The organism is Desulforapulum autotrophicum HRM2 (genome assembly GCF_000020365.1).
In the GTDB taxonomy this organism is placed as follows: Bacteria; Desulfobacterota; Desulfobacteria; order Desulfobacterales; family Desulfobacteraceae; genus Desulforapulum; species Desulforapulum autotrophicum.
The window spans coordinates 1,457,106-1,476,122 of sequence record NC_012108.1 but is presented as its reverse complement, the minus strand read 5'-3'; the positions used below and the strand labels follow the sequence as shown (position 1 = coordinate 1,476,122).

Annotated in this window: 14 protein-coding genes; 10 read left to right on the top strand and 4 right to left on the bottom strand. The window is 51.4% G+C overall.

The features are described from left to right. Nucleotides 1–15: 15 nt before the first annotated feature. Both HRM2_RS06450 and HRM2_RS06445 read right to left on the bottom strand, forming a co-directional pair. Nucleotides 16–2,640, bottom strand: a complete 2,625-nt coding sequence (locus tag HRM2_RS06450; protein ID WP_015903197.1) for a CHASE2 domain-containing protein — start codon at nt 2,638–2,640, stop codon at nt 16–18. A gap of 23 nt (nt 2,641–2,663) precedes the next feature. After that, entirely contained in the window at nt 2,664–4,370 is a 1,707-nt protein-coding gene (locus HRM2_RS06445; RefSeq protein ID WP_015903196.1) for a FecR domain-containing protein, read from the bottom strand. 593 nt (nt 4,371–4,963) lie between these two features. Between HRM2_RS06445 and mprF the strand changes: the two genes are divergently transcribed. The 10 genes from mprF (at nt 4,964) to HRM2_RS06390 (ending at nt 17,840) form a co-directional block, all read left to right on the top strand. Beyond that, nucleotides 4,964–7,513: a bifunctional lysylphosphatidylglycerol flippase/synthetase MprF gene (mprF, locus tag HRM2_RS06435; RefSeq protein WP_015903195.1), complete on the top strand. Its 2,550-nt coding sequence runs from the start codon at nt 4,964–4,966 to the stop codon at nt 7,511–7,513. Between the two features lie 440 nt (nt 7,514–7,953). Beyond that, nucleotides 7,954–8,730, top strand: a complete 777-nt coding sequence (locus tag HRM2_RS06430; RefSeq protein ID WP_232364212.1) for an IclR family transcriptional regulator — start codon at nt 7,954–7,956, stop codon at nt 8,728–8,730. Nucleotides 8,731–8,745: 15 nt separating this feature from the next. Continuing rightward, nucleotides 8,746–9,942 carry a M20 metallopeptidase family protein gene (locus HRM2_RS06425; protein WP_015903193.1) on the top strand — a complete coding sequence of 399 codons (1,197 nt, stop codon included), beginning with the start codon at nt 8,746–8,748 and terminating at the stop codon, nt 9,940–9,942. A 79-nt stretch (nt 9,943–10,021) separates the two neighbouring features. Continuing rightward, complete coding sequence (locus HRM2_RS06420; RefSeq protein ID WP_015903192.1) at nt 10,022–11,566, top strand: ABC transporter substrate-binding protein; 1,545 nt, start codon at nt 10,022–10,024, stop codon at nt 11,564–11,566. Nucleotides 11,567–11,647: 81 nt separating this feature from the next. Further along, nucleotides 11,648–12,565 carry an ABC transporter permease gene (locus tag HRM2_RS06415; RefSeq protein ID WP_015903191.1) on the top strand — a complete coding sequence of 306 codons (918 nt, stop codon included), beginning with the start codon at nt 11,648–11,650 and terminating at the stop codon, nt 12,563–12,565. Between the two features lie 3 nt (nt 12,566–12,568). Further along, nucleotides 12,569–13,498, top strand: coding sequence for an ABC transporter permease (locus tag HRM2_RS06410; protein WP_015903190.1), 930 nt, complete (start codon nt 12,569–12,571; stop codon nt 13,496–13,498). Continuing rightward, the gene (locus tag HRM2_RS06405; RefSeq protein WP_015903189.1) at nt 13,495–14,511 is read left to right on the top strand and encodes an ABC transporter ATP-binding protein; all 1,017 of its coding nucleotides are present in this window, start codon (nt 13,495–13,497) and stop codon (nt 14,509–14,511) included. Before HRM2_RS06410 ends, HRM2_RS06405 begins: the two co-directional genes overlap by 4 nt. Next, nucleotides 14,511–15,473, top strand: coding sequence for an ABC transporter ATP-binding protein (locus HRM2_RS06400; RefSeq protein WP_015903188.1), 963 nt, complete (start codon nt 14,511–14,513; stop codon nt 15,471–15,473). The genes HRM2_RS06405 and HRM2_RS06400 overlap by 1 nt, the downstream gene beginning before the upstream one ends. 10 nt (nt 15,474–15,483) lie before the next feature. Next, a complete protein-coding gene (locus tag HRM2_RS06395; RefSeq protein ID WP_015903187.1) occupies nt 15,484–16,875 on the top strand; it encodes a M20 family metallopeptidase in 1,392 nt (463 codons plus the stop codon). A gap of 2 nt (nt 16,876–16,877) precedes the next feature. Next, nucleotides 16,878–17,840: a bile acid:sodium symporter family protein gene (locus HRM2_RS06390; RefSeq protein WP_015903186.1), complete on the top strand. Its 963-nt coding sequence runs from the start codon at nt 16,878–16,880 to the stop codon at nt 17,838–17,840. A gap of 28 nt (nt 17,841–17,868) precedes the next feature. Here the strand turns inward: HRM2_RS06390 and HRM2_RS06385 are convergent, their stop codons facing one another. Continuing rightward, the gene (locus HRM2_RS06385) at nt 17,869–18,408 is read right to left on the bottom strand and encodes a gamma carbonic anhydrase family protein (protein ID WP_015903185.1); all 540 of its coding nucleotides are present in this window, start codon (nt 18,406–18,408) and stop codon (nt 17,869–17,871) included. A gap of 233 nt (nt 18,409–18,641) precedes the next feature. After that, entirely contained in the window at nt 18,642–18,827 is a 186-nt protein-coding gene (locus HRM2_RS06380; RefSeq protein WP_041273095.1) for a hypothetical protein, read from the bottom strand. Nucleotides 18,828–19,017 lie beyond the last annotated feature (190 nt).

Below are 19,017 nucleotides of genomic sequence, written 5' to 3'. Positions count from 1 at the left end.
CGTTTGAACAAAGGATCAGTCTTTTAGCAGGTGTTGAATTTTATCTGCCAGCTTATGAATTGAAAAGGGTTTGTTGATAATTGAACAAACCCCGGTTTTAAGAATTTTTACCCGGGTTGCCTCATCATTGTATCCAGTACACAGGATAATGGGAATGTCCTTGCGAATGGCCAGAATTTTTTCTGCCAGCATCACCCCGGTCATTTTTTTCATGGCCAGATCTGTGATAATCAGATCAAAAGAATCCGGACTTTTTTGAAAGAGTTCCAGGGCTTTTTGGGGACAATTTTCTGCAATAACCTCATATCCCAGATTCTCAAGTAATTTTTGTCCGGTTTCCACCAGTGCATCCTGGTCATCCACAAACAACAGCCGCCCATGGTGTCGTTCAGGGAGTTGCCTGTTGCCCAAAGAGAAATTCTTATCTGGGGTTTCAACCTGTGGCAGATAGACATGGAAGGTGGTTCCCTTATTTACCTGGGATTCAAATCGGATATCCCCTCCATATTTTTTGATGATACCATGGGTCGTCGCAAGGCCCAAGCCTGTGCCCGTGTTTTTGGCCTTGGTGGTGAAATAAGGCTCAAATATCCGTTTTTTTATGTCCTCAGGGATTCCGCTGCCCGTATCGGCCACACTGATTTTAACATACTGGCCCTTGGGAAGATCAAAATAACCTTCACCGACAGAGGGGTCAATATCAACACTTTCCAGTGTCACCTCAATCATGCCCGGACATTGGCCCAGGGCTTGAGACGCATTGGTACATAAATTTAAAATAATCTGATAAATTTGACCAGGATCTGCATTGACCTTTTGTTTACCTGTAAGATTCTCTTTGATTTCAATGGTCGGTGGCAAGGTGGCCCGCAGTAATTTCAAAACTTCTTTCACAATTGGCCTCAAGAACACGGTACTTTTCTTCTGCTCTGTCTGCCGGCTGAAACTGAGGATCTGCATGATGAGATTTGCTGCACGACTGCTCGCTTTAAGCACTTCTTCAAGTTTACCCTGGGCTTTATTGTCCTTGGGTATCAATACCGCGGCAAGCTGTGTGTAGCCCATTATGGCAGAGAGGATATTATTAAAATCGTGGGCAATTCCGCCTGCCAGGATACCGATGGCTTCCATTTTCTGGGATTGAATAAGCTGAGCTTGAAGCATGATCTGTTCATTTTTAATGTTTTTACTTTCTGTAATGTCCCTGAAGACATGAACCATTCCATTTCTGTGATTTTTTTCATTTACCCTTGGAAATCGATGAATCTCAAAATACCGGTTAAGGGAAGTGTCAAATATTTCAACGTAGTTCTCCGTGTCATCACAGAGGGATATCCCCATGGTTGATGGGTCCATGGAAGGATTGGCATAGAGTTTAAAATACCTGGTAAAAAACTCACTGGGTCCGGTATCTGCAAAACGGTTGCTTAAAATCGTATGGTTGGTCTGGTCCTGAATGATAATGGCGTCGGTTATGGAATCAAACGAAATTTCCCAGTCTTTTTTAGCCTGGGCAAGCAATGCCCCCATTCGTTCCAGGTTAAAAATATGGGCCACCACCAGAGCGGTTGTGAGTGACACATAAAAAACAACCGGCGGTATCCAGACATGAAAAACGCTTAAAAAGAAAAATGTCGCAACAGATACAATCACCAAACAAGCCGCCCAAATCAAGATGGCCCTGTTGCTGCCCACTTGAACAAACAGTAGAAAGATAAGAAGATACAGCAGAAAAACGCCCGGCCACAGGAACCAGCCACTGACCGTTTTGATATCTGTGCCATCCATAAGATTGTTCAATATATTTGCCTGCACTTCCACACCAGGCATTCGGTTTCTATCATAATTAAAGGTCGTTAAATGATCCTGATCAATACCGGAAGTTGTCAATCCCAATAGAACAATTTTGTTATCAAAGATCGATTCGGGAAATTTATTCTCGATGATATCAGAAAAAGACAGGTAGGGAAAAGTCCCCCTGGGGCCATAGAAATTAATCCGCATCCGGTCCTTCTGGAGGATACTGTCCGGGTTTTGTGGATCTGTTCCTGGATTTTGTGAACAAACCCCTTCTTTGTCAGAAGAAGCTAAAAAGCCATAAACCACGGAAGAGATAGACGATAGCTGTTTGCCGTCATGTCTAAGGGTATGAAAAACATCTCTCAATACGCCGTCCACAGATGGTTCCAGATGGACATGCCCCACGGGTGCCTTCCTAAATATTGGGCTGGGCAGGACCAGATGCAGCCGGTAATCAATATAAATTGGTAAAAAGGTTACCCCGTTTTTCTCAATGGCATCTGCCAGTTGGGAATCCTCTGAAGAAGGTTCTGCCAGGATGATATCAAAAACAATGGCAGAAGCCTTAACGACCCGATCCAGAAAGGTCGAATAATGACTGCGTGAAATGGGCCATTTCCCCAGCTTTTCAAGTGTTTTTTCGTCAATGGCTGCAATTACTATGCGATCGGATGGTGTTTCAGGACCTCGAAGTCTGAAACAAAAATCATATACGTAAAGATTCATCCCGTGGAAAAAACCGACATAATTGAATGTCCCGATGACAAAAAGGCAGCTCATACCAATCAGAAAATGACGAATTTGATCTCTTTTCTTGGTGCGAAAGGCCTTATCTGCCATCCGGTCTCTCCATAGTAGATTTATTAAAAAACAATGATCAAAGCAATCACTGCCCAGGAAACAACAGCACCTATTTTCCAATATGGAGAACCTTTTATTTGAAAATTCTGGGGGGATGTAAATTGCCCTTCATACCCCTGGCTATCAATTGCGCTGATCCGGACATGGTATACGCCTGATTTTTCGGGTCTTTCAAAAACGATGTATGATTCTTTGGTTATGCTGTCCCTAATGATTTCTTTGAACAGGGGATCTGTTGCCATCTGAAAATGGTAGAAAATCTCCGGCCCAAGATTTTGCCATCGAATGTTAACCTTTGATTCGTCCATTTGCGGTGTATCCACCGGCGGAGCCTTGGGTGGCTCAAGAAAAACAAACCCAATGGTATCGGACCAGACACCCTTGAACTGATCCCGGGCAATGGATCTTACTCTGAAATAGTAGTCAGCAAAATCATCCAAATAAATTTTTTTCCGGGTTTCTGAGATTCCATCAACATCCATAAAAAGGTCCTTGAACCCTGGGTCTTTTGCCACTTGAATTTCATAGGCCACTGCATCAGTAACACTCAACCACTCCAGGGAGACACTGCCCTGTCTGAATTCCTGGCCATCCAATGGCTTTTGAATGAAGGGCGGCAGGGGATTTACCCGGATTTCAAAGGCCTTTGGCTGTGATGGAAGTCCTTCCAGGCCGACACCGTCTATACTCAGGGCCTGGCAATAGTAGATGCCATCTTCCAGATTCTCCAGGAAAACGGCCCTGGATATCCCAACCTTTGCCATGGCTACAACATTTTTAGAAACAGAATCGGTTGACAGCATCACCCGATACGAGGTTGCATTGTCAACGGGCGTTAATGTAAATTGGGATGGCAGGACTTGATAAAGAGCTTTTAAAGTTACAAGAGATGGTGGTGGAAGCAGCGCGATGGGCGCCCTCGGGACCTCTCCTTTTTTTACCCAGGTTCCCTCTCCCCTATCCAGCCGGACGTCCCGTCCCATTGCCTCTACACCGACAATCCCTCCCAGCACCTCTGTCCGAGTAACCTCATCATCATCAGCCGACACCCGGAACTGGGTCCCCCGGGCTGCTGAGACCGCCGAAGGCGTGCGAATCTCAATGCGGGACTCTGTGCCGGTGCTTTTTTTGATATTCAGCAATGTTCTTCCCGCCGGCATGAAAAGTTTCCGGATAAAACAACTGGGGTCTTTTTTGCGGGCAGTCTCGAGGCTGATGGTTGTTTCAGGCCTGAGAAAGAAAGAAGCGCCATCTTCAAATGTAATCTCAACGGCACTGTCCATGAAGGTTTTAAGCTGCGTGCCCTGGCTTACTGGATCACCCATGTGAAGTTGGGTCCAATCCGTTCCACCGGGCGGTTGAAACATTGCCCTTCCCTTTAAAAAGGTCACCATCCCGTCAATGGGTATCCCTTTCAATAAAACAGAAGGAATCCGTAAGGTTTCACCGGGAAAAATCAGGTGGGGATTAACCAAACCATTGATCCTGGCAATTGTTTTCCACCCATTGGGCTGTTCAAGGTATTTTTTACAAATAGAAACCAGGGTGTCATTTTTTATAATTGTAACCGTAATGTTTTTTTCGTTGAATGGATTTGCACAGACAATGACGGGTGCCATGGAAAAAAGGACAAGAATGGCAAACCAGAACGATCGGATCCTTTGTTTTTGTTTGATCGGGTTATCCACAAGAAATTGAATAAAAAGCATGCTTGAGTCCTTTACCAATTCAGACCAGATGTCTTACCTGTTTTTTTGCCGGTCAATTCGCGTCAAATCCCATATGGATGCTGTTAAACAGAAGCCTCTCCTTGTTGGCTGGGCATCGTTTCCACCTTGTTTTCAGGGCAGCATCCCCTGGGAACGACCTAGGTACACTCTTGCTATTTTTACATCTTTTTCAGAGTATCAAGCGCGTAACTCTAAGGCAAGAATATATTTAAAGACATCCTTGCATTCGTTTTGTTTTGGAATATCCCGGAGCGATCAGCATTTTTTATGTCAAATCCCCTGGTCAGTTTTATGTAAAACGCCCACCAAAGGACCGCAGATGAAATAAAAATTGCATCATTGGTTGCGGGCAAAAGCCCATACCTCGTTCCGGCTGTGCCGATTCTTCTGCCTTTTTCAGGCCATCCAGATAGGAGGGAATGCCGTATCAATGGGGGATAGGACGTTTTACAGCAAGGGTTCCCAGGCTTGACAGTGGTGCTGAAATAGCGGATGATATACTCAAAAACAAACATCTCCAGGCCTGTTAAAACAGTTCGCGGGTCATAACGTTACAAAGGCTGACATCACACGTGATTAAAAAGGTTCTTCATCGAATAACTCCTTTTATCGGTCTGTTGCTGTTCCTGGCAGCCATGGGTATTGTTCACCATGAACTCAAGCCCCACACCATTGCTGAACTAATCAATGATCTGCAAGAAATGCCGCTGTCTGTGATCCTGCTGGGATTATTGCTCACCGTTGTAAATTACCTTGTCCTGACAGGATATGATTTCCTGGCGCTTCATTATCTGGGCAAGACCCTGCCGCGCCGGAACGTTATCCTGGCCTCCCTGATCTCTTTTTCCATCAGCAACAATACCGGTCAGGCACTGATCAGCGGCTCATCAATGCGATATCGATTTTACAGCCGATTAGGGTTGTCGGGCATGGATATCATAAAATTTTCCCTGTTTGTCAGCCTGACATACGCACTGGGTGCAACAACCCTTTTTGGCATCACCACGGTGACATCCATCCAGCTGATCCAGACCCCGGCATCCATGGTCAAAGCTGTGAGGCTCCTCTTCTGGATTGTTCCGGCAGCCCTTGCGGCTTACTGGTCCATGGTGGTATTACGAAAAACCCCCTTTATCGTCCGGAATATGGAAATCACCCTGCCCGGCCCGGGTCTTTCCCTTGGACAGACCGTCGTTGCCATGGTGGATCTCATCCTGAGCGCCTTGATTCTGTACCTCTTTGTCAGGGTTCACGTTGATCTTTCACTCCACACCTTTCTGGCCGCCTATATCGCTGCGCAGATCCTGGGTTTGTTCAGTCAGATTCCCGGAGGGCTCGGCGTATTTGAAGGGACCTTTCTCTATTTCCTGGGGGAAAACATTCCTGCATCACCTGTATTTGCAGCCTTACTGGTATTCAGACTGGTCTATTATTTTATTCCCCTTCTGCTTTCTGGAGCTGGGCTGCTGGCCTATGAACTAAATCAACATCGGGCCCGGGTCCATGACAATGCCAAAATAGCCCTGGGATACCTTTCCCATATTATACCCCATATCTTCTCAATTCTGCTGGTCCTGTCAGGCGGATTGCTGCTGGTTTCAGGATCAACACCCACTGACCCGACCGCCTTGAAAATGCTGTATAAAACGCTGCCCCTGTCCGTGGTTGAGGCTTCCCATCTCATGGGCAGCATCGCGGGTGTGCTCGTCCTGTTAATGGCCCGGGCCGTGCGACTGCGCATTGATGCGGCCTATTTCGGCGTACTGATCCTGCTGGCCACGGGCGTGATTGCCTCTCTTTTCAAGGGGTTTGACTGGCAGGAAGCTTTGGTTCTGGGTGTCATGCTGATTTTGTTTCTGCCGTCCCATCGATTTTTCTATCGTAAATCCTCGTTGCTGGCCATGCCGTTTTCCTGGTCATGGATTGGTTTAGTGGGAATTATTCTCGTGGGTTCTACCTGGATAGGATTGTTTTCCTACCGCCATGTGGAATACACCAGTGATCTGTGGTGGCAGTTTGCCTATAAGGGTGATGCCCCGCGTTTCCTGCGATCCTCACTGGTTGTTGCCGTTATTGTACTCTCATTGTCAGCTTACCGTCTGTTGCGGGTACGACCGGTGCCGGGCCAACTGCCGGGCAAGGATGAAATTGAAGAGCTGACACCTATTGTTTTTCATGCCCGGGAAACACAGAGTCATCTTGCCCTTTTAGGGGATAAAACCATTTTGTGGGGCCAAAACAGGGAATCCTTTCTGATGTACGGCAGAACATCCAAATACTGGATTGCCATGGGAGATCCCGTGGGTGCCGTCCAGGACCAGGAAACACTGGTGTGGCAGTTCCGGGAACTTGCAGACCAGAACGGTGCCAAAATTGCATTTTATCAGGTTTCCAAAAACAATCTTCCCCTGTATCTTGATCTTGGGTTGGTCCTTATCAAACTTGGGGAGGAGGGGCGTGTGCCACTTCAGGAATTTGATCTGAAAGGCGGCAAACGCTCCGGGCTTCGCCAGACAAACAACAAATTCACCAAGCTTAACCTGAATTTCAACATCCTGGAACCGGATGGGGTTAAAAACCGCATGGCTGAGCTGCAACAGGTATCCGAAGCCTGGCTGAACACAAAGAACACCGAAGAAAAAGGCTTTTCCCTTGGATTCTTTTCTGAAGACTACCTGTGCCGTACCCGGTGCGGGGTGATCACCAGGGACGATGAAATTATTGCCTTTGCCAACCTGTGGGAAACCAGCGGCAAGGAAGAAATCTCCATTGACCTGATGCGCTATACGCCGGATTCACCCGGGGGAATCATGGAGTACCTTTTTATTCAGCTTATGTTATGGGGCAAGACCCAGGATTACCAGTGGTTCAACCTTGGCATGTCTCCCCTTTCCGGTCTTGAGAAACACCCCCTGGCACCCCTGTGGCACAAAATCGGTAATGCAATTTTCAAATATGGTGATAACTTCTATAATTTTGAAGGTCTCCACGCCTACAAGGAAAAATTCGACCCGGTCTGGCAGCCGCGTTACCTGGCAGCCCCGGCCTTAAAGACACCGTCCGTTCTGTTGAATGTCACCGGGATGATTGCCGGTGGATGGAAAGGGGTGTTCGTAAAATAAACCGGTCCAGGTGATCCATTCCGCCCTACCCCTTGGTCAACAATCCATAATATGGAATATTTTTTTACAAAAACGTTTTATTTTTAACTGCAAAATTACATTTTTGAATTTACACCCATGGATTGTTCTGGATTCAAATACAATTAAAAGCCCTGCCCATTCCAAAAGCATATTAAAATAAATGACTTAAAAAAAGGACAGCAGACAACTGCTTACCCTGGTACGGAAGATGCAGAACCTGACACTGACAGATACAGCAGACCAGAGGATTTGAAAACAAACCGTCGGGCAGGCAAAACACCCTCTACTAAAGAGTTAAAGCCCTTGACAAAACCTTAATACCCGGATAGCAATATTTACATTGTGGAATATTAAATTCCACTATATGGAATGTTTTATCCCCAAGGTCAAGGCCCCAGATTATGACAAAAACCGATTCATTGGAACAACCAGTAAAAACCGTCAGACCCCAGGGCGGCGCCCAGAGCGTCCGCCGGACCCTTTCAATTCTGCGCTCAATTTCCACATACAATGACGACGGGGCCAGGCTGTCAAAGATTGCCCGGCATGTGGATCTTCCACCACCCACCGTTCACCGTATCCTGTCTGTGCTCATTGAAGAGGACTTTGTCTCATTTGACCCGGTGAGCAAGCTCTACCATATGGGGGCAGAGCTTTACGCCATGGGAGAGGACTCCCGGCTGTGTTCCATCCGGGACAGGTACCAGACGGCTGTCAGGCGCATCACCGAACAGACCGGGGATGCCACCTACCTTGTGATTCGATCCGGATATGACGGGGTCTGCATTGACCGGGTACTTGGATCTGCCAGGGTTCAGGTCCTGGGATATAACATCGGGGAAAGACACCCCCTTGGAATGGGAGCGGCAGGCCAGGCCCTGCTGGCTTTTCTACCCGAACACGAGTGCGCAGCAATCCTTGAGGCCAATAGCCCCAGGTACTTGAAATATTACAACATCCACGTTGATGAGGTCAGAACATGGATTCAACAGGGCCAGGATAGAAAACACACCTACAGCTCCTGTAAGATCACCCAGGACGCCGTTGGAGTGGGTGCGCCTATTTTCAACAAGGCAGGTTGTGTGGTTGCAGCCATCAGCACCGCAGGAATCTGCGCCAGGATGACACCGGACCGGTGCAGAAAGAATTCAGAAATCATCATCGCTGAAATCGCAGCCATTGAACCCCCTGATTAGACAAAGGATAGAACAATGAAAAAACCAACGGGCCAGACCCCGGATGAAACAGAGGTATTCAGACAGTGGGTGGCAGATATCAGAACCGATTTTCACCGCCACCCGGAATTGTCCGGTCAGGAAATCCGGACCACCCAAAAGATACGAAAAATTCTCACGGATCTGGGCATCCAGGCGACGATTTTTGATGATATAACCGGTGCCGTGGGCCTGATCCGTGGAAAAGCACCCGGGCCATGCCTGGCCATCCGGGCCGACATCGATGCCCTGCCCCTGGACGAGGTGGGCGGAAGACCCCATGGGTCAACAATCCCCGGTGCCATGCATGCCTGTGGCCACGATGCCAACACGGCCATTGTTCTTGGCCTTGCCCGAAAATTAAAGGACACCGGCCTGGACCAGCAGATCAACGGCAGTGTCAAGCTGATTTTCCAGCCCTCGGAAGAAAAACTGGGGGGTGCTTTGAACATGATCAACCAGGGGGTCCTGGACAATCCAAAAGTGAACCGGATCATTGCCGGCCATATGGACCCCAATTTTCCCGTAGGCCAGGTCGCCGTGTTCAGCCGCCTGGGACACGCTGCTTCCCTTTCCTTCACATTGAAGGTTCAGGGAAAGGGAGCCCACGGTGCCCGGCCCCACATGGGCATCAACCCTATTACCGTGGGAGCCGCCTTTGTGTCGGGCCTTGATGGCCTGATCCAGCGCCAGGTTCCCCCATCCCAGTCTGCCGTGATCAGCGTGGGCAGCTTTAATTCCGGCCAGGCAGGAAACGTGATCCCTGAAATTGCAATGCTTGCGGGAAGTATACGCACCCATAACCTGGAAATTGAGAACAAACTCAAACAGGCATTAACAGACCTGGCAGCAGGCGTTGGGACTGTATTCAATGCACATTGTAACCTGGTTTTCAAGGAAGGCGCTCCCCTGGGCCTCAATGATCCTGACGTCTGCAATGATCTTAAAGTGGCAGCCTGGCAGGTGGTGGGCAAAGAAAACGTCCATGTACTTCCCTTTATCATGGGAAGTGAAGATTTTTATTATTTCACCCAGAAATGCCCCGGCGCCATGATGCGGTTCGGGTGTGCCTGTGAAAACGACGGGATTATCCACCCCCTCCATTCCCCGAAATTTGATCTCCACAAGGATGCACTGGCCGTGGGGGTAGATACCATGCTCGCCGCAGTCAAGGCGTACTTTAAACTCGAATAAAGCAGACAGCCGGCCAAGAGATCCGGACCTGATATATCAACAGATATCCATAAACCCTTAAACTTTTAGGAGCGCTTAGATGAAAAAAATTGTTGGTAAATGCCTTGCCGTCACATTGCTGACCCTGGCCCTGGGCATTGGATCCATGACCGATGCCCAGGCTGGGAAAAAAGATGACACCCTGAACATTGCCTTTAGCAAGGAGCTTGAAAACCTTGACCGTTATTTCAACACGGCCCGGGAAGGCGTTATTATCGCCCGCCACGCCTATGACAATCTTTTATACCGGGATCCTGTCACCTACGAGTACAAGGGACTGGTTGCTGAAACATTTAAGTGGAATACACCCACGGAGCTTGACATCAAGGTCCGCAAGGGAATACGTTTCCACAACGGCCAGGAACTGACTGCCGAAGACGTGGCATACACCCTGAACTTTGCCGCCAACCCGGACAACAAGGTCAAAACCCAGCGCTACTCCTCCTGGATTGACCATGTGGAGAAAACCGGCCCATACGAGGTGAAAATCATTCTCAAACAGCCCTTTCCTGCGGCATTTGAGTTCCTGTCCGGCGCCAACCCCATCTATCCCAAGGCCTATTATGAAAAGGTCGGCCCCAACGGATTTGGCATGGCCCCCATTGGCAGCGGCCCCTACAAGATCATTGAGGTGGTGCCGGGCAAAAAGATCGTGATGGTCAAAAATGAAGATTATTTCAAGGACAGTCCCAAGGGACAGCCCACCATCGGCAAAATCGTATGGCGGACCCTGCCCGAGATCAACACCCAGATGGGTGAACTCATGACCGGGGCCCTTGACTGGATTTACCTGGTGCCCCCGGACCAGGCCGAGATGCTCAAATCCAATCCAGACCTGGTGGTGACCCCGGCAGAAACCATGCGCATCGGTTTTCTCCAGTTTGACGCAGCTGACCGGTCCGGCAAGGAACACAACATGGACAACCCCTTTGCCAAACTGGAAGTCCGCCAGGCCATCAACCATGCCATCAATCGGGAAGCCATTGCCAAAAACCTTATAGGCGGTCAGTCCCGGGCCATTTATTCTGCCTGCTTTCCCTCCCAGTTCGGATGTGAACAGGACCTGAAAACCTACGAGTACAACCCTGGCAAGGCCAAGGAACTCCTGGCCAAGGCCGGTTTTCCCGACGGATTTGAAACTGTTCTCTACGGATACCGGGACCGTCCCTTTGCCGAAGCCATGGTGGGCGACCTTGCCGCCGTGGGCATCAAGGCCAAACTCATGATGATGAAGTACTCCGCCCTGAGGGAAAAAGCCCGGGCCGGCAAAATTCAGATGCAGTTCCTCACCTGGGGTTCCTATTCCATCAACGACATCTCCGCCATCACCTCCCATTATTTTGAATTTGAGGCCGATGACACGTCCCGGGATTCTGTGGTGCGGGATCTGCTCGTTGAAGGGGATACCTCCATTGACGAGGCCCGCCGAAAAGCGGTCTACGCCGAAGCCCTGAAACGCATCGCAGACCAGGCCTACTGGTGCCCCATGTTCACCTATGTGTCCAACAACTGCTATTCAAAGGACCTTGATTTCACCCCCTATCCCGATGCCGTACCCAGGTTCTTCCAGTCCAAATGGAAATAATGCTGCCATAACCAAAGAACGGGGAAACAAAGGTTCATCCCTTTTTCCCCGTCTATATTTTTCAATCAATTGGATTTAACTATGCTCATTTACACATTAAAACGCCTGGGCCTTGCCCTGCTGGTGACCGTCACCGTTTCCCTGATCAGCTTCATGCTGCTGCGGGTGTCAGGAGATCCGGCCATCTCCCTGGCAGGGGAAGGGGCCAGCAATGAAGAAATTGAGTTTGTCCGGGCCGAATACGGATTTGACCGACCCATTATCATCCAGTACTTTGAGTGGGCCGGCCGGGCGATCCAGGGGGATTTCGGCAAATCCCCCTACCTGAACCAGCCCGTATCCCATATGCTCAAGGAGCGCATGGGCGTCACCCTGATCCTGGGCCTGTGCTCCCTGACCTTTGCCCTGGTGTTGTCAGTCCCTTTGGGCATACTGGCAGCCACCCGACCCAACACCTGGATCGACCGCATTGCCCTGACCATATCGGTCATGGGCCAGGCCATGCCTTCGTTCTGGTTCGGCCTGATCCTGATCATCTTTTTCGGGGTAAAGCTGCGATGGCTCCCCATTTCCGGTTCCGACACCTGGCAACACTTTGTCCTGCCCACCATTGCCCTGGGGTACTATGCAACCCCTGCCATCATGCGCCTGGTCCGGTCCGGCATGCTGGAGGTCCTGGCCTCTGACCATATCCGGACCGCCCGGGCCAAGGGGCTGAAATGGCCCAAAATTTTATTCAAGCACGCCCTGAGGAACGCCATCATACCCGTGGTGGCCCTGGCAGCGGTTCAGCTGGGGTTCATGCTTGGCGGCTCCATTGTCATTGAGTCGATCTTTGCCCTCAACGGCCTGGGCAACCTGGCATGGGTATCCATTGCCCGGTCTGACCTGCCCGTGGTCCAGGCCATTGTTCTTTTTCTTTCCACCACCTATATTTTTCTTACCTTTCTGGGGGATCTGCTCAACGCATTTTTAGATCCCAGAATCAGGAGCAATTAAACCATGACAGCAGTACGCACCCAAGCCCTTCCCGGGCCAGACTTCAACAAGGGGCTCGGCCTGGATGTGATCTTTCCCTCCCCGGGCCAGATCATGCGGCAGAGAATGACCACGCACAAGGGTTTTATCATCGGCGGCCTCATGATCCTCACGGTATTTGCAGCAGCCCTGTTTGCCCCCTATATTTCACACCATGACCCCTATGAGCAGAACCTGTCCCAGCGAATGATCCCCCCGGTCTGGGCAGAACGGGGCACCTGGGACCATCCCCTGGGCACGGATTCCATGGGCCGGGAATACCTTTGCCGCCTGGTCTACGGGGCCAGAATCTCCATTCTCATCGGTCTCGCCTGCATGTCAATTGCCGCTGTCATCGGGATTTCCCTGGGGCTTGCCGCAGGCTACTTTGGGGGGACAATTGACATGATCGTCAGTTTTATCATCACGGTCCGCCTGGCCCTTCCGGCGGTGCTGGTGGCAGTGGCCGTGGTGGCCCTGATCGGGGGGTCCATGACCGTGGTCATCATGGTCCTGGGCTGCCTGATCTGGGACCGGTTTGCCGTTGTCATGCGGGCCACCACCCAGCAGATCCGGTCCATGGACTATGTCCAGGCAGCCAGGGCTGCCGGGTGCTCGGTACCCTGGCTTCTGATCCGGGAAATCATGCCCAATCTGCTCAACTCAATTGTTATTGTGGCCACACTTGAAATCGGCCGTGCCATCCTGCTGGAAGCGGCCCTGTCTTTCCTGGGCATGGGCGTCCAACCCCCCACCCCCTCTTGGGGACTTATGATATCAGAAGGCAAAGACATGATGCTGTTCAGCCCCTATCTGGTGACCATCCCGGGTGTGGCCCTGTTTTTCATGGTGTTGGGCATGAACCTCTTTGGCGATGGATTAAGGGATGTCACATCCCCGGAGGGACGCTCATGACACCTCTGCTGGAAGTAAAAAATCTCAACGTTGACCTGGAACTGCCTGCCGGCGACCTCCATGCTGTGCGCCATGTCTCGTTCAAGCTGGAGAAAGGAAAAACCCTGAGCCTGGTTGGAGAATCGGGTTGCGGCAAATCCATGACTGCCATGGCCATCATGGGCCTGCTCCCCCCGTCGGCCCGGTGCACGGCTGATAAAATTGAGTTTGAAGGCAAAGACCTTCTGGATCTCAAGGAATCCCAGATGGCAGCCATCCGTGGATCCCACATGGCCATGATCTTCCAGGAGCCCATGACCTCACTGGACCCCTGCTACACCATCGGCGACCAGCTCACCGAGGCCCTTACCGAACACCAGAATGCCTCAAGAAAAGAGGCCCGGGACCGGGCCGTGTTCCTGCTTGAAAAGGTAGGCATCACCGGATCCGCCTCAAGGCTCAAGCAATACCCCCATCAGCTGTCAGGGGGGCTTCGCCAGCGGATTATGATTGCCATGGGGCTGATGTGCGGACCGTCCCTGATCATTGCCGACGAACCCACTACGGCCCTGGACGTCACCATCCAGGCCCAGATCATGGCGCTGCTGGCCGCCATCCAGAAGGAATTCAACATGGGCATGATCCTGATCACCCATGACTTAGGGGTGGTGGCCCGGGTGGCGGATAATGTGGCCATCATGTACTGCGGCCAGATCGTGGAAACCGGCACCATCGACGAGATTTTTACCCACCCGGTCCACCCCTACACCCGGGGACTCATGGACTGTATCCCGGTGCCAGGAAAAACCCTGCCCGGCGAGAAACTGGGTTCCATACCGGGAATGGTACCCACCCCCATCGGCGACCTGTGGGGCTGCTCGTTCAGAAACCGGTGCAACCGGGCAATTGAGGCCTGTGCCCGCCCGTACCTTGAACAGACCGTTCTCTCCTCCACCCAGGCATTTACCTGCGTCAACCCCGGAGTAGACATGGACAAGCAACCGGTCGGACCGGCCCAAACGGAGGGGAAATAATGGCTGAACCTGCATTAAAAACCGAAGACATAACCAAAACATACAGGGTCAACGCTGGCATGTTCAAGGGCAAAAAAGACCTCAAGGCCGTGAACGGGGTGAGCCTGTCCATTCCCAAGGGCTCCATCCTGGGACTTGTGGGAGAATCGGGCTGCGGAAAGACCACCATCGCCAAAATGATTCTGGGCCTGGAACGCCCCACCACAGGCAAGCTTTTCATCGCCGGCAAAGATGTCTCGGTCATGCCCCAGAAGCAAATCGCCCGGATCATCCAGCCCGTTTTCCAGGACCCATACTCTTCGTTGAACCCGAGAAAATCCATTGCCAAAATCATCTCCCTTCCCCTGAGGGCCCAGGGCCTGACCAACGGTAAACAAGACCTCGAACAAAAGGTGGACGAGATCATGGAAATTGTCGGACTGCAGCCAAGGCTCAAACATAATTATCCCAACCAGCTGTCCGGGGGCCAACGCCAGCGGGTGGCCGTGGCAAGGGCTTTGATCATGCGGCCCGATGTGGTACTTTGTGACGAACCTACTTCAGCCCTGGATGTATCGGTCCAGGCCCAGATCCTGAACATGCTCATGGAATTGAGAACAGAGCTGGATCTAACCTACCTGTTCATCAGCCACGACCTGGCCGTGGTCGAGCACATCGCCTCCCACGTGGCTGTCATGTATCTTGGACGGATCGTGGAGCAGGGAGAGGCCCGGACCATATTTGCCAGCCCCTGCCACCCCTATACCCAGGCACTTTTAGGGTCGGTGCTCACCCCGGATCCAGGTATGGGGCTGCCAGATCTTCATCTGGGAATTGAATATCCCAACCCCATTGACCCGCCTTCAGGCTGCACCTTCCATCCCCGATGTATCAAATGCCAGGACCTATGCAGGCAGACCCGGCCAGAACTCCGGCTCAAATCGGAGAAACTTGTGGCCTGCCACTATCCCGATAATTTTTAAGGAGCACAGGATGACGCGAGAAACCGCCATAAAACGGGTCCGGGCCCAGTTTGACACAGACATTTTTTTTGACTGCCTTGCAGCCCTTGTAGCCCAGGACACTGGATCCAGGGCTTTGGACCGAAAACCCCAGATGGTTGCCTACCTTAAAGACCACATGGTTCCCTGGCTGGAACGTATGGATTTTGACTGCCGCATGGTCGAAAACCCCGTGGAGGTCAATGCCCCCTTTCTCATTGCCCGGCGCATGGAGGACAAGGATCGGCCCACGGTGCTGATTTACGGCCACGGGGACACAGTTCCGGCCATGGCCGACAAGTGGCAGGCTGGACTTGATCCCCTGGCCCTGACCCGGCAAACAGACCCGGAAACAGGACAGGTCCGTTGGTATGGCCGGGGCGCCGCAGACAACAAGGGGCAGCACGCCATCAACCTTATGGCCCTGGAATGTGTGCTCAAAGAAAAGGGATGCCTGGGGTTTAATGTGGTTGTCCTTGTGGAAACCGGCGAGGAATCAGGTTCCCCGGGATTGCACAAGATCTGCGAACAGGAAAGGGAAGCCCTGAAGGCCGATGTCCTCTTTGCATCTGACGGCCCAAGGATCGATCCTGACACCCCCACCATTTTCGGAGGATCACGGGCCGTGTTCAACTTTGACCTGGAGATCAACCCCAGGGAAGTCGGCCACCATTCCGGTAACTGGGGTGGACTCCTGGCCAATCCCGGAATCCAACTTGCCCATGCCATCGCCTCCATGGTGGATGCCAGGGGAAAAATTCTGGTGGAGGCCCTTCGCCCTGAACCCGTTCCCGCCGCCATTCAGGCTGCCGTGGACATTCTCACCGTGGCAGGCAAAGGCGGACCGGCCATTGACCCTGAATGGGGAGAGCCCGGACTGACAGCTGCCCAGAAGGTCTATGCCTGGAACACCCTGGATGTCCTGGCCTTTGAATGCGGGGATCCGGCCCAGCCGGTCAACGCCATCCCCCCCAGGGCCTGGGCCCGGTGCCATGTCCGGTTCCTTGCCGGGGTTGATCCCACAACCTTTATCCCGGCCATCCGGGCCCACCTGGACATCAACGGTTTTTCCATGGTCAACATCACCGAAGCCCCCAACAACTACGGCCTTGCCACCCGCATGACCCCGGACAATCCCTGGGTCAAGTTTGCCAGGGCATCCATTGAACAGACTCTTGGAAAAACCGTGGCCTTTCTGCCCAACCTGGGGGGCACCCTGCCCAACGACGCCTTCAGCCATGTCATCGGCATGGACACCATCTGGATTCCCCACTCCTATGGCGGCTGCTGTCAGCACGCCCCCAACGAACATGTACTGGCATCCATCACCCGGGAAGGGCTGTGCCTCATGACCGGATTATTCTGGGATATAGGAGAAAAATAGATATGGCGGCCACACTTAAACGCCAGTGGTTCCTGGTGGGAATCGTGCTCATCTTTGCCCTGGTCATCCTGGACCAGAGCGCCAGCCTGGCCCGGGCAGGGATTTTCCTCAAGAACCACCAGGGCCCCCGGTTCATGATATTTATTATTTTCCTGTTCTCGGGCCTTATTATTGAACCTGACCAGATCCGGGCCGGAATCCGGGATGTCAAGGCAACGGCTGGCGCCATATGGGTCATTCTCATTGTCGCTCCCCTGGTGGCAGGAATTTTTCTCATGCTGCCCCTGGAAACCGGAACCGCCCTGGGGCTCGTCCTGGTGGCGGCCATGCCCACCACCCTGTCTTCGGGGGTGGTCATGACCGGTCAGGCCGGCGGCAGCATGGCCCATGCGTTGTTCACCACCATTTTATCCAACTGCCTGGCCGTTGTGTCCATTCCCCTGGTCCTGCCCCTGCTGCTTATTCCCCTCCACCTTGAGGCCGGTATCACCCTGGACCGCACCGCCATTTTCATTAAACTGCTCGTCCTGGTCCTCCTCCCCCTGCTCCTGGGGCTTGGCGCCAAACGAATGGGGCTTGTCGTGCCCCAGTCCCTGAAAAAACGACTGGCCATGGCCAATCAGTGCATTGTGCTGTGCATCGTTTTCATGTCCCTGTCCGGAGCCAGGGATGTCCTGCTGACCCAGGGCCATACCCCGTTGTTCATCGTTCCCCTGGCTGTGGGTTTTCACTTGACCCTGCTTGGGGCCTCCTTTGGGACGGCCCAAGTGTTGAAGCTTGAAAGGGGCAGGAAAGAGAGCGTTATCTTCATGGGTGCCCAGAAAACCCTTCCCCTGGCTGTAATGCTCCAGATCACCTGCTTTCCGCAATTTGGCACCGCCCTTCTGGTCTGTGTGCTTCACCACATTCTCCATCTGATGATGGACAGCTATCTTGCTGCCAGGATGCAGGCAAACAACATTTAAACACAAACGAACATCACCCGGGAACGGATCAGCCATTGATGGGATAAAACAGATCCCCTGCGCTGAAATCCCGGGCGCTTTTCACATAGTGATCAGACATTTTTTTCAAGTACTGCTCAATTTCTTCTCTGTTTTCATATCTCTTTTTAACCTTGCCTGGCAAACCGGTCACAAGGGAATACGGCGGTATAATTGTTTGTTCGAGCACAACAGCACCGGCAGCGATCACAGATCCTGTTCCAACAACCGCACGATTCATCACTATGGCACCCATCCCGATCAAACAATTATCTTCAATGGTACATCCATGGACAACACAATTATGACCAATGGTCACACCGTTTCCAATGTTTAAAGGAATATTTTCATCCGCATGGCAGATGCTCAGGTCCTGGATATTTGTCCTCTCACCAATACTGATCCGGTCCATATCACCTCGAATGACCGTCTGGAACCACACGGACGAATGTTTCCCGATGTGGACGTTTCCAATTATTTGAGCGGTAGGAGCAATAAAAACGGTTTCATGAATTTCAGGACGGGTCTTTTTGTATGCATACAGGGTCATGGGTTGCCTTTTTCTATAAGTTCAACTTCATGTTTCCATCTCACCTAATTTGCGGTAGGCGATTACAGCCTCATGCCCGGCGTCTTGCATATCCAGCCAACTACCGCTTGCAACTTTTAGGTCTCATATAAACGGGAAAAATCAGATCACCAGCCCTGATTATCCTCATGTCATGGCTTCGACACAGCAGCATTCTTCTTGTTTCTGATCATCATGCATCAAGTCTCCTGCCATTATTTACCAGCCGTTAATAGGTTCAACTTTTCAAGTAACAGATCATATTCATCTTCATATTCTAACAGATCCAGCATGACAGGCGGTTTTGGTGAATGGGCCGGAAGTCTCTTCTTTGTATCTGCGATAAGCACTTCAAGTTCAGCCATTCTTTTTTTTATTTTTTCACACGCTTCTCGATCCATGGAAGTTTTTCCTCTTGGTTTTGCGTTAGAATCAGTCTGCTTCATCAAAGTGACAGAGCAATTGTGATGGGGACCCACATTTTTGTGTAAGCCATTACACCGTGGGGTTCTCATTTTGTCTCATTTCGGGTCATGGAAATTTTAAAATGTGCCAGACCAACGCCGGATTTTTGCCTGGTTTCAAGGCGCG

Bases quoted from the DNA above. Each gene is read 5' to 3' on its own strand.
- HRM2_RS06400 (WP_015903188.1), top strand. From the start codon at position 14,511: ATGGCTGAACCTGCATTAAAAACCGAAGACATAACCAAAACATACAGG.
- HRM2_RS06425 (WP_015903193.1), top strand. From the start codon at position 8,746: ATGAAAAAACCAACGGGCCAGACCCCGGATGAAACAGAGGTATTCAGA.
- HRM2_RS06380 (WP_041273095.1), bottom strand. From the start codon at position 18,827: ATGGATCGAGAAGCGTGTGAAAAAATAAAAAAAAGAATGGCTGAACTT.
- HRM2_RS06390 (WP_015903186.1), top strand. From the start codon at position 16,878: ATGGCGGCCACACTTAAACGCCAGTGGTTCCTGGTGGGAATCGTGCTC.
- HRM2_RS06385 (WP_015903185.1), bottom strand. From the start codon at position 18,408: ATGACCCTGTATGCATACAAAAAGACCCGTCCTGAAATTCATGAAACC.
- HRM2_RS06410 (WP_015903190.1), top strand. From the start codon at position 12,569: ATGACAGCAGTACGCACCCAAGCCCTTCCCGGGCCAGACTTCAACAAG.
- HRM2_RS06405 (WP_015903189.1), top strand. From the start codon at position 13,495: ATGACACCTCTGCTGGAAGTAAAAAATCTCAACGTTGACCTGGAACTG.
- HRM2_RS06395 (WP_015903187.1), top strand. From the start codon at position 15,484: ATGACGCGAGAAACCGCCATAAAACGGGTCCGGGCCCAGTTTGACACA.
- HRM2_RS06450 (WP_015903197.1), bottom strand. From the start codon at position 2,640: ATGGCAGATAAGGCCTTTCGCACCAAGAAAAGAGATCAAATTCGTCAT.
- HRM2_RS06415 (WP_015903191.1), top strand. From the start codon at position 11,648: ATGCTCATTTACACATTAAAACGCCTGGGCCTTGCCCTGCTGGTGACC.
- HRM2_RS06420 (WP_015903192.1), top strand. From the start codon at position 10,022: ATGAAAAAAATTGTTGGTAAATGCCTTGCCGTCACATTGCTGACCCTG.
- HRM2_RS06445 (WP_015903196.1), bottom strand. From the start codon at position 4,370: ATGCTTTTTATTCAATTTCTTGTGGATAACCCGATCAAACAAAAACAA.